Source organism: Streptomyces sp. SID5785 (assembly GCF_009870065.1).
In the GTDB taxonomy this organism is placed as follows: domain Bacteria; phylum Actinomycetota; class Actinomycetes; order Streptomycetales; family Streptomycetaceae; genus Streptomyces.
On the sequence record NZ_WWIA01000779.1, the window covers coordinates 60516 to 71544 of the forward strand.

General features: G+C 72.2%; 11 protein-coding genes. 4 read left to right on the forward strand and 7 right to left on the reverse strand.

The window, feature by feature from the left end:
* The first annotated feature begins 34 nt into the window (after positions 1-34).
* Both GTW43_RS25580 and GTW43_RS25585 read left to right on the forward strand, forming a co-directional pair.
* On the forward strand, positions 35-1831 hold the full coding sequence (locus tag GTW43_RS25580; protein WP_161300599.1) for a prolyl oligopeptidase family serine peptidase: 1797 nt from the start codon (positions 35-37) through the stop codon (positions 1829-1831).
* Between the two features lie 86 nt (positions 1832-1917).
* Positions 1918-2775: an SURF1 family protein gene (locus GTW43_RS25585; protein WP_161300598.1), complete on the forward strand. Its 858-nt coding sequence runs from the start codon at positions 1918-1920 to the stop codon at positions 2773-2775.
* A gap of 22 nt (positions 2776-2797) precedes the next feature.
* Here GTW43_RS25585 and GTW43_RS25590 read toward each other — a convergent pair whose 3' ends face one another.
* The 7 genes from GTW43_RS25590 to GTW43_RS25620 form a co-directional block, all read right to left on the reverse strand.
* A complete protein-coding gene (locus GTW43_RS25590) occupies positions 2798-3853 on the reverse strand; it encodes a hypothetical protein (RefSeq protein ID WP_161300597.1) in 1056 nt (351 codons plus the stop codon).
* Positions 3854-4050: 197 nt separating this feature from the next.
* On the reverse strand, positions 4051-4728 hold the full coding sequence (locus GTW43_RS25595; RefSeq protein ID WP_161300596.1) for a SigE family RNA polymerase sigma factor: 678 nt from the start codon (positions 4726-4728) through the stop codon (positions 4051-4053).
* A gap of 429 nt (positions 4729-5157) precedes the next feature.
* Positions 5158-6225: an aspartate-semialdehyde dehydrogenase gene (locus GTW43_RS25600; protein WP_161300595.1), complete on the reverse strand. Its 1068-nt coding sequence runs from the start codon at positions 6223-6225 to the stop codon at positions 5158-5160.
* Positions 6225-7508: an aspartate kinase gene (locus GTW43_RS25605; protein ID WP_161300594.1), complete on the reverse strand. Its 1284-nt coding sequence runs from the start codon at positions 7506-7508 to the stop codon at positions 6225-6227. Before GTW43_RS25605 ends, GTW43_RS25600 begins: the two co-directional genes overlap by 1 nt.
* Positions 7509-7720: 212 nt before the next feature.
* Positions 7721-8395, reverse strand: coding sequence for a DUF5063 domain-containing protein (locus tag GTW43_RS25610; protein ID WP_161300593.1), 675 nt, complete (start codon positions 8393-8395; stop codon positions 7721-7723).
* Complete coding sequence (gene recR / locus GTW43_RS25615; RefSeq protein WP_161300592.1) at positions 8388-8987, reverse strand: recombination mediator RecR; 600 nt, start codon at positions 8985-8987, stop codon at positions 8388-8390. The genes GTW43_RS25610 and recR overlap by 8 nt, the downstream gene beginning before the upstream one ends.
* Before the next feature lie 82 nt (positions 8988-9069).
* Complete coding sequence (locus tag GTW43_RS25620) at positions 9070-9414, reverse strand: YbaB/EbfC family nucleoid-associated protein (RefSeq protein ID WP_161300591.1); 345 nt, start codon at positions 9412-9414, stop codon at positions 9070-9072.
* 329 nt (positions 9415-9743) lie between these two features.
* Here GTW43_RS25620 and GTW43_RS25625 point away from each other — a divergent pair, with 329 nt between their 5' ends.
* Together GTW43_RS25625 and GTW43_RS25630 are read left to right on the forward strand one after the other, a co-directional pair.
* Complete coding sequence (locus GTW43_RS25625; RefSeq protein WP_343245917.1) at positions 9744-10481, forward strand: SLATT domain-containing protein; 738 nt, start codon at positions 9744-9746, stop codon at positions 10479-10481.
* A 157-nt stretch (positions 10482-10638) separates the two neighbouring features.
* Positions 10639-11029: GntR family transcriptional regulator (locus GTW43_RS25630; RefSeq protein WP_161304350.1), on the forward strand; the 391-nt coding region annotated here is incomplete at its 3' end.

Here is an 11029-nt window from a genome sequence, read left to right on the forward strand (position 1 = left end):
GCACGATGTCGGTGCGGCCGGGCACCATGGGGGCATGACTGAGAGCAACGGGTCCGCGCTGCCGGACTGGGAGAAGCGCTTCCGCGCGCCGCGGGTGTCCCTGCCGGACTGGGCCGAGGACGCCCCGCACCGCTCCCTGTTCGTGTCGAACGCGACGGGGACCTACGAGCTGTACGCGTGGGACAGGGCGACGGGCACCCGGCGCCGCGCCACGGACCGGGCGAACGGGACGACGGACGGCGTGCTGTCCCCCGACGGCGCCTGGATCTGGTGGTTCGACGACACCGACGGCGACGAGTTCGGGATCTGGCGCCGCCAGCCCTTCGAGGGCGGCCCGGACACCGAGGCCGTCCCCGGCCTCGCCGCCTCCTACCCGGCCGGGCTCGCCCTGGGCCGCGACGGGCACACCGCGGTCGTCGGGCGCTCCACGGACGAGGACGGCACGACCCTGCACGTCGTCGCGCCCGGCGCCGACGCCCCCGCGGAGATCTACCGCCACCGCGAGTCGGCCGGCGTCGGCGACCTGAGCCACGACGGCACGCTCATCGCCGTCGAGCACACCGAGCACGGCGACGCGATGCACGCGGCGCTACGCGTGGTCCGCCTCGACGGCACACCGGTCGCCGAGCTCGACGACACCAAGGGCGGCACCGAGGAGCTGGGCCTGGAGGTCCTCGGCTTCGCCCCGGTCGACGGCGACACCCGGCTCCTCGTCGGCCACCAGCGGCACGGCCGCTGGGAGCCGATGGTGTGGGACGTGACGGCCGGCACCCAGACCGACCTCGCGCTCGACCTGCCGGGCGACGTGTCGGCGGAGTGGTACCCGGACGGCTCGGCGCTGCTGATCGCGCACAGCTTCGAGGCCCGCGCCGACCTGTGGCGCTTCGACCTCGCGACCGGCACGCTGAGCGCGGTCGACACCCCGCGCGGCACGGTGTCCGGCGCCTCGGCCCGCCCCGACGGCAGCGTCGAGTACCTGTGGTCCTCGGCCGCCGAGCCGCCGGTCATGCGCTCCACGACGGGCGAGGTCGTCCTCGACCCGCCGGGCTTCACGGCGCCGCCCTCGGTCCCGGTCGAGGACGTGTGGGTGGACGGCCCGGGCGGGCGCGTGCACGCCCTCGTCCAGCGGCCGCCCGGCACCGAGGGCCCGCTCCCGACCGTCTTCGAGATCCACGGCGGCCCCACCTGGCACGACTCGGACGCCTTCGCGGCGGGCCCGGCCGCCTGGCTCGACCACGGGTACGCGGTGGTCCGGGTCAACTACCGCGGCTCGACCGGCTACGGCCGGGAGTGGACCGACGCCCTCAAGCACCGCGTCGGACTGATCGAGCTCGAGGACATCGCCGCGGTGCGCGAGTGGGCCGTCACCTCCGGGCTCGCCGACCCCGAGCGGCTGGTCCTGGCGGGAGGCTCCTGGGGCGGCTATCTGACCCTGCTCGGCCTCGGCACCCAGCCGGGCGCCTGGGCGGTGGGCCTGGCCGCGGTCCCCGTCGCCGACTACCCGGCGGCGTACGAGGACGAGATGGAGGCCCTCAAGGCACTGGACCGCACCCTGTTCGGCGGCGCCCCCGACGAGGTCCCGGACCGGTACACGGCCTCGTCCCCGCTCACCTACGTCGACGACGTGAAGGCCCCGGTGCACATCTCGGCGGGGCTCAACGACCCGCGCTGCCCGATCCGCCAGATCGACCACTACGTGGACAGACTCGCGGCGCGCGACGCGGTGCACGAGGTGTACCGGTACGACGCGGGGCACGGCTCGCTCGTCGTCGAGGAGCGCATCAAGCAGGTCGCCCTGGAGCTGGACTTCGTCCGGCGCCATCTCCCGTAGGGCGCCCCGCACGACGGGTCCTTTACATCGGACCCGGGCGGGGGCCGCGGTACGGGTCCGCACACCGGACCCGTACCGTGGACGGCGTGTACCGGTTCCTGCTGACCCCTCGCTGGTGGGGGATCAACATCTTCGTCCTGCTGGCGATCCCCGTCTGCATCTTCATGGGCTCGTGGCAGCTCAGCCGTTTCGAGGACCGGGTGCAGGACCACCGGTCCGTGACGGAGCAGACCGCGGCGAACAAGAAGGCGAAGGCCGCGCCGCTCGCCTCCCTGCTGCCCGTCGACAAGAAGACGTCCGGCCGGCAGACCACGGTGACCGGGCACTACGACCGGCAGTTCCTGGTCCCGGACCGGGACCTCGACGGCCGCACCGGCTTCTACGTCGTGACGCTGCTGCGCACCGACGGCTCGGCCGGTGCCGACGGCGGCCGGGCGCTCCCGGTGGTCCGCGGCTGGCTGCCCGGCACCGCCTCGGCCGCGAAGGCGCCCGCCCCGCCGAAGGGCGAGGTCACCGCGGTCGGCTCGCTCCAGGCCTCGGAGTCCGCGGGGGCGAACGGGGTGTCGAACGCGGGCGGTCTGCCCGCCGGCCAGGTCGGCGTGATCAGCGCCGCGTCCCTGGTGAACCTGGTGCCGTACGACGTCTACGACGCGTGGGTCACGCTCGACACGGCGGACGGCGCGATGACCGCGGTGCCCGCCACCACGCCGCAGGGCAGCGGCCTGGACCTCAAGGCGTTCCAGAACCTCGGGTACACGGGCGAGTGGTTCGTCTTCGCGGGCTTCGTGCTCTTCATGTGGTTCCGCCTCGTGCGCCGTGAGGCGGAGGCCGTCCGCGACGCCGCACTCGGCCTCGTCCCGACCGGGGACGCCGGAGACGCCGGAGACACGGGGGACACAGGCGACACCGAGTCCGAGGGGACGACGCCCGAGCCCGCACGCTGACGGCACGGCGGCGGCGGGCCTATCAGGAGGCGGGCAGCACGCCCGTCTTGTAGATCGTGCCCGCGCAGGCGTCGGAGATGGTCGCGCCCGCGCTGGGCGCCCCCGGCTCCGCCGTGTGCTCGACCACGACCCTGCCGTCGTCGGGATCGTCCGAGCCGAGCTGCGTGGAGAGGCCCGAGTCGGTGCTGTCCTGCTGCCCGTTCCCGGTGTCCTGGCTCGGCGTGGGGGACGGGGACTCGGTGCCGCCGTTGCCCGTACCGCCGTCGCCACCGCCGCTGCCGCCCGTCGACGGGCACTGCCCGGACGGCACCCAGGCGAAGCGCACCTCGTACGCCATGCCGGGCTCCAGGATGAGCTGGCCCGGCTCGGTGGACGGGTCGGGCAGTCCGGTCGCCGCGTCGCCCGACGTGTGGTCGACGATCGCGACCCGGGTCGGGTCGGCGGCGCCCTGCGCGAGGGTGGAGACGGTGCCCGGGTTGTCGACCGTGCAGTTGCCGTCCGACACGTTCGTGACGCGGAAGGAGCCGTAGACCTTGCCGCTCGCGTCCGGCGCGCCCACGTCGGAGACGGGGGTGCCGAGCTCGCTCGCGTCACACACCGGGGAACTGGCGGCGGCCGTGCTGCCGGTGCCGGGCCGGTCCGTGGCGGCGCCGCCGGAGTCCTTGCCCTTGCCGCCCCCGTGCTCCTTGCCGGTGTCCTCGCCCTTTCCCTTGGCGTGGCCCGACCTGCCGTCACCGGCCTTGCCGGAGCCGCTGCCGGCCGTCTTGCCGGCGTCGACGCCGCCGTGCGTCGCCTCGCTGTTGCCCGCGATGCTGGGGCGGTCCTTCGCCGAGCCCGTGTTCGTCACGTGCAGCACCGCGGGGACCGCCATCGCGACGAAGACTCCGGCGGCGATGGCACCGACGGCGGCCTGCCGCTTGCGGGCCCGGCGGGCGGGCACGGCCCGGCGCAGCTGCTCCAGCGCCTCCTCGGACGGCGGCGCGATGTCCGACACCGCCTGCCGCATCATGCGGCGCAGCGCCAGCTCGTCCTCCGCGAGCGCGGGGCCGTCCTCGGGTCCGTCCTGTCCTGCGTGCACCGCGTTTCCTGCGTGTCCTGCGTGTCCCACCTGTTCCGCGCGTTCTGCGTGTTCTGTGTGTTCTGTGTGCTCGGTCCGGCCGGGATCGGGGTCGTGCCCCCCGGTCCCCTGCGCGGGGCGCTCGCGGCGCCCGCCGCCGGGCTGCTGCTCCGGTTCGTGATCGCCGAACCGTTCCTTCGGTGTGCGGTCCGCGGGACTCATACCGGCGCCTCCATGGCGACGCGCAGCGCCGCGATGCCACGGGACCCGTACGCCTTCACGGAGCCCAGGGAGATCCCGAGCGCCTCGGCGACCTGGGCCTCCGTCATGTCCGCGAAGTAGCGCAGGACGAGGACCTCGCGCTGACGCCGCTGGAGCCCGCGCAGCGCCTTCTTGAGCGCGTCCCGCTCCAGCAGGTCGTACGCGCCCTCCTCGGCGCTCGCCATGTCCGGCATCGGCTTGGTGAGCAGCTTCAGGCCGAGGATGCGGCGGCGCAGCGTGGAGCGCGACAGGTTCACGACGGTCTGGCGCAGGTAGGCCAGCGTCTTCTCCGGGTCGCGCACCCGTTTGCGCGCGGAGTGCACGCGGATGAAGGCCTCCTGGACCACGTCCTCGCAGGAGGCCGTGTCGTCGAGGAGGAGCGCCGCGAGCCCCAGCAGGGACCGGTAGTGGGCGCGATAGGTCTCGGTGAGGTGATCGACTGTGGTGCCTGCCGCCATCGCGTCGTCAGCGCCCGACGCCTGTGCCGGGACGGACGCCGGACGTGCCGCGGGCATGGGCGCGATCACCGGCATCCCGCCGGCCGTGCCCGCCCGGGGCCGGCGTACACCGAGGGGAGGCCGCAGGGCTGCTGCGCCCCGTGCCTGTACCGCTGTGAAGTCGAGTACCTCTGCCACGCTTGTTGGACACGCTTCCCCCCGTCAGGGTTGTACGCCTCCGGCGTCCGATGTGCGACAGATCCCGCCACCGTCCCGGATGACGCCGTGCCCCGTGCCGACATGCGTACCTGCTCTTCCCCTACGCCTCGATGCCTCGCGCTCCGAGGCCACCGAAAGGCGACCGCAAAGACGCTCCCCGCCCTGCGTGCGGTTGCAGGACGGGGAGGAAAATCTTCGGAACCACGAGCGTGCGAGCGCTCGCCCAGTGGTCTGGACCGATGCCCTCACAGAACTCACACAGATCCTACGTTTTGAAAGGCATAAGGGAAGAGGGTGACCGTAATACGAACACCCGAATCCCGTGGTCGGACGCAGGAGGAACCGCGCCCGTCCGGACGTTTCGGGTCAGATGCCTGCTGTGTGCGTTTCCGTACACCCGCACACGGCCTACGCCGCGAACTCGGCCGCGATCAGCTCCGCGATCTGCGCGGTGTTCAGCGCGGCCCCCTTGCGCAGGTTGTCGCCGCAGACGAACAGCTCGAGCCCGCTCGGGTCGTCCAGCGAGCGCCGCACCCGGCCCACCCAGGTCGGATCGGTGCCCACCGCGTCGGCCGGCGTGGGGAACTCACCGGCGGCCGGATTGTCGAAGAGCACGACCCCCGGGGCCGTCGCGAGGATCTCGCGGGCCCGGCCCACGGTGACCTCGCTCTGGAACCGGGCGTGGACGGTCAGCGAGTGCGTCGTGACGACCGGGACGCGGACACACGTGACGGCCACCGGCAGCTCGGGCAGCCCGAGGATCTTGCGGGACTCGTCCCGCACCTTCATCTCCTCCGAGGACCAGCCGTCCTCGCGCAGCGAACCGGCCCACGGCACCACGTTCAGCGCGACCGGCTCGGGGAACGGGCCCGTCGCGTCGCCCACCGCCCGCCGCACGTCACCGGGGCTCGTCCCCAGCTCGGTACCGGCGACCAGGGCCAGCTGCTCGCGCAGCGTCTCCACGCCGGCGCGGCCGGCGCCGCTCACCGCCTGGTACGAGGAGACGACCAGCTCGCGCAGGCCGAACTCGGCGTGCAGGGCGCCGATCGCCACGATCATCGACAGCGTCGTGCAGTTCGGATTCGCGACGATGCCGCGCGGGCGCACGCGCGCGGCGTGCGGATTGACCTCGGGGACGACCAGCGGCACGTCCTCGTCGAGACGGAACGCCGCCGAGTTGTCGACGACCACGACGCCCTTGGACGCGGCGATCGGCGCCCACTGGGCGGACACCTCGTCCGGCACGTCGAACATCGCGACGTCGACCCCGTCGAAGACGGACTCCTCCAGGGCGTGGACCTCGACCTCCTCGCCGCGCACCGCGAGCTTGCGGCCCGCCGAGCGCGCCGAGGCGACCAGCCGGATCTCACCCCAGATGTCCGCGTGCTGCGACAGGATCTGGAGCAGCACGGCACCGACGCTCCCGGTCGCTCCCACGACCGCGAGCGTCGGACGCCGCACGGAGCTGGTGGCCATCAGCGGCCGGTGCCCCCGTAGACCACGGCCTCGTCGGACTCGGAGTCCAGGCCGAAGGCGGAGTGCACGGCGCGGACGGCCTCGGTGACGTCGTCGGCGCGCGTCACGACCGAGATGCGGATCTCGGAGGTCGAGATGAGCTCGATGTTGACGCCGGCGTCGCTGAGCGCCTCGAAGAACCCGGCCGTGACACCCGGGTTCGTCTTCATACCGGCGCCCACGAGGGAGATCTTGGCGATCTGGTCGTCGTAGCGCAGCGACGCGAAGCCGACCGCGTCCTTCTGCTTCTCCAGGGCGTCGATGGCCTTGCGGCCCTCGGTCTTGGGGAGCGTGAAGGAGATGTCGGTCAGGCCCGTCGACGCCGCCGACACGTTCTGCACGACCATGTCGATGTTGATCTCGGAGTCGGCGATGGCGCGGAAGATCTTCGCGGCCTCGCCGGGCTTGTCCGGGACACCCACGACGGTGACCTTCGCCTCGGAGGTGTCGTGCGCGACTCCGGAGATGATCGCCTGCTCCACGGGCTCTTCCCCTTGCTGCTTCTTGATCGGCTCGTTGCTGACCCAGGTGCCCTGCAGTCCGCTGAAGGAGGACCGCACGTGGATCGGGATGTTGTACCGGCGGGCGTACTCCACACAGCGGTGGAGCAGCACCTTGGACCCGGAGCTGGCGAGCTCCAGCATGTCCTCGAAGGAGATCCAGTCGATCTTCCGCGCCTTCTTCACGACGCGCGGGTCGGCGGTGAACACACCGTCGACGTCCGTGTAGATCTCGCAGACCTCCGCGTCGAGCGCGGCGGCGAGGGCGACGGCCGTCGTGTCCGAACCACCACGGCCGAGGGTCGTGATGTTCTTGCCCTCCTGGCTGACGCCCTGGAACCCCGCGACGATGGCGATGTTGCCCTCTTCGATGGAGGTCCGGATGCGCCCCGGGGTGACGTCGATGATCCGGGCTTTGTTGTGGACGGAGTCGGTGATGACGCCTGCCTGGCTGCCCGTGAACGACTGGGCCTCGTGGCCCAGGTTTTTGATCGCCATGGCCAGCAGTGCCATGGAGATCCGCTCTCCGGCGGTCAGCAGCATGTCGAATTCGCGCCCGGCAGGGATCGGCGATACCTGCTCGGCGAGATCGATCAACTCATCCGTCGTGTCACCCATCGCGGACACCACGACAACCACCTGGTTGCCGTTCTTCTTGGCGTCGACGATGCGCTTGGCGACCCGCTTGATGCCCTCGGCATCTGCAACGGAGGAGCCTCCGTACTTCTGCACGACAAGGCCCACGTGCGCTCCTCGCTCAGTCCGTCTGTCACCGCTCGTACGTATGCGCACGGCGGTCGGCTCAGTCTAACGAGCGGCCGAAATCCGCCCCGGCCATATCGCATCGTGAGATGTCCCGCTCACGAAGTGATCGCCGAGTTTCACAGTGCCGACCGGCCGCTCCGCTCGGGCGCATGCCCAGCCCTCACCGGCGGCAACCGGGAAAGTGGGCCAGGTCACTTCACCGGGCGCAGCCCCAGCGGACCCGCCAGCTCCTCGGCCATGACCTGCCCGGCCTCCTCCTCGAGCGTGCCCTCGGTGCCGCTGAGGTCCTCGTCGGTGTCCAGCCCGTCCAGGTCGTCCAGCGGCTGGTTCAGCCGGACGTGGGCGACCAGGGACTGCAGCGCGCGCAGGGTCGCGGAGGCCGTGGAGCCCCAGTTCGAGAAGTACGAGAACTGCCACCACCACAGCGCCTCGGTCACCCGGCCCGCGCGGTAGTGCGCCATGCCGTGCCGCAGATCCGTGATCACGTCCGCCAGATCGTCCGAGATCCGGGCGGCGACCGGCGCCTTGCGCGGCTCGTACGGGTCGAAGACCTCCGAGTAGACGTCCACCGGGTCCAGCATGCGGGCGAGCCGCTGACGCAGCTCGTCGGCCTGGTCGGCGGCCTCCTCCGGACCCAGGTCCGGCTCGTAGCGCTCGTCCGGCAGGATGTCCTCGTGCGCGCCCAGCCGGCCGCCCGCGAGCAGCAGCTGGGAGACCTCGAGAAGCAGGAACGGCACGGCCGAGTCCGGCTCGTCACCCTTGGCGACCTCGGTCACCGCGACGATGAAGGACTCGATCTGGTCGGAGATCTGGACGGCGAAGTCGTCCGGATCCTGAGCGGTGGCGTGCAGCGTGGCGTCAGACATCTAGGAGTCGTCTCCCCTCGAAGGCACGGCCGAGAGTCACCTCGTCCGCGTACTCCAGGTCGCCCCCGACGGGGAGGCCGCTGGCCAGGCGGGTGACCTTCAGGCCCATGGGCTTGATCATCCTGGCGAGGTACGTGGCCGTGGCCTCACCCTCCAGATTCGGGTCGGTGGCCAGGATCAGCTCCGTGACCGTCCCGTCGGCCAACCGCGCGAGAAGTTCCCGTATACGCAGGTCGTCGGGGCCCACTCCCTCGATGGGGCTGATGGCGCCGCCGAGCACGTGGTACTTGCCGCGGAACTCCCGGGTGCGCTCGATCGCGACGACGTCCTTGGGCTCCTCGACCACGCAGATGACCGCGGGATCGCGGCGCGCGTCCCGGCAGATGGAGCACAGCTCCTCCTGCGCCACGTTCCCGCACGTGGCGCAGAAGCGGACCTTCGCCTTGACCTCCATCAGCGCCTGCGCGAGCCGGCGCACGTCCGTCGGCTCCGCCTGGAGGATGTGGAAGGCGATCCGCTGCGCGCTCTTGGGACCGACGCCGGGCAGTCTGCCCAGCTCGTCGATGAGGTCCTGGACCACGCCTTCGTACACGGATCACCTTTCCTGGCCTGCTGCTCCGGAGCCCGAGCCTGCTGCTCCGGTCACTGGGTACGTACGGTAGTCGGCGGTGCGTCTAGAAGGGGAGACCCGGGATGCCGCTGCCGCCGCCGAGACCCTGGGCGAGCGGGCCGAGCTTCTGCTGCTGGAGCGTCTGCGCGTTCTCGTTCGCCGCCTGGACCGCCGCGACCACCAGGTCGGCGAGGGTCTCGGTGTCCTCCGGGTCGACCGCCTTGGGGTCGATCACGAGGCCCCGCAGCTCGCCGGAGCCCGTGACGGTCGCCTTGACGAGGCCGCCGCCGGCCTGCCCCTCGACCTCGGTGCGCGCCAGCTCCTCCTGCGCCGCGGCGAGGTCCTGCTGCATCTTCTGGGCCTGCTGGAGCAGCTGCTGCATATTGGGCTGGCCACCACCGGGGATCACGATCAGCTCCTGGTCCTGTTGTGTGTACTGCTGTGTGTACTGCGGTTGCGTTTCCGGGTTGCGCGTTCTGCGGCGGTTGCGCATTCTGCGGCTTCTGTGCGTGCTCCGCGGAACGTCAATGCCTACAAACCGAGCCTACGTGGTCCGGGGGTCGGCCGCCCCGGCACCTGGCGCTGCACTCTTTCGAGTGAGAGGGCCGAGCCCCCTATACCTGATGAAGGCCCCCTTCTGAGCGGATACCCCTCGAAAACGGGAACAGGGCCACCCATTGGGCGGTAGGAAGATGCTGCACATTCAGCCCCATCCGTAACCAGCCCAGGGAGTGCCGGGTGAGTCAGCCGGAGATGCAGCCCGAGGGTCCGTCGCAGGCGGACCCCGGCGAGGGCGGGGCACGCACCGGCGACCTCCCCGGGCGGGCGTTCCCGCTCGGCGACTGGGGCGAGCCCGCCGAGCGCCTCGACGAGCTGTACCGCTGGGTCGAGCAGGGCGCCCTGCGCACCGCCTCCTGGTACCTCACCGACCGGGTCCACAAGCGGCGCGGCGCCCGGGCCCTGCGCGGCGGCGCGGCACTCGGCGCGATCGGCGGCGGCGCCCTGCCGCTGCTCGACCTCACGGACGTCTCCCCCGGCAGCGCACCCTGGGGCTATCTGGCGCTGCTGCTCGCGGTGGCCTGCGTGGTCGCCGACCGGTACTTCGGACTGACCTCGGGCTGGATAAGGGACGTCGCCACGGCGCAGGCCGTGCAGCGACGCCTCCAGGTGCTGCAGTTCGACTGGGCCTCGGAGAGCGTCCGGGAGGTGCTCGGCCCGGCCGAGGGCACCGCCAGCGAGGCCGCCGAGCGCTGCCTCTCCGTGCTGCGCCGCTTCTCCGAGGACGTCACCGAGCTGGTCCGTGCCGAGACCGCGGACTGGATGGTCGAGTTCCGCTCCGGTCCGGCGCCGCTGGCCATGCAGGCCTCGGTCCCCGGCCCGGCCCGGCCCGCCGAGCCGCCGCACCCCGGCCGCTTCCCGCTCCCACCGGGCGCCCGGCCGAACATGCCGCGGCAGCGGCCGCCGGAGCCGCGCTGAGTCTTGAGCTGAGTCCTGAGGGGTGCGCCCGGCGCCGTTGGGGCGGTGTTGGGGCGGTGGCGTGGGCCGCGAGGGCCGGTGGGGGCGTCCCCTAGGCTGGCAAGTCCGTACCAGCCACCGCCTGCCCGCCAGCCAGCCGAACCGGGAGACCCGATCCGTGCCAGTCTCCGACGGACCCGCCGTCACCCGCAGCACCCTGCGCCAGCAGATCGCGGACGCCCTGCGCGACGAGATCCTGGCCGGGCGGCTCTCCCCCGGCCAGGAGTTCACCGTCAAGGAGATCGCCGAGGGGTACGGGGTCTCGGCCACCCCGGTGCGTGAGGCGCTGGTCGACCTGACCGCGCAGGGCCTGCTCGACTCCGCCCAGCACCGCGGCTTCCGGGTGCACGAGTACTCGCTCGCCGACTACCGCTCCATGATCGAGGCCCGCAGCCTCGTCACCGACGGCATCTTCCGCGGCCTCACCGAGAACCCGCCGGACGACCCGCGCGCCCCCGCCGCCCTGGCCGGCGTACGGCGCCGCGGCGAGGAGGCCGCCCGGGCCGCCA

Coding starts and splice junctions, on each gene's coding strand:
- GTW43_RS25600 (WP_161300595.1), bottom strand. CDS start 6,225: ATGGCCACCAGCTCCGTGCGGCGTCCGACGCTCGCGGTCGTGGGAGCG.
- GTW43_RS25610 (WP_161300593.1), bottom strand. CDS start 8,395: ATGTCTGACGCCACGCTGCACGCCACCGCTCAGGATCCGGACGACTTC.
- GTW43_RS25580 (WP_161300599.1), top strand. CDS start 35: ATGACTGAGAGCAACGGGTCCGCGCTGCCGGACTGGGAGAAGCGCTTC.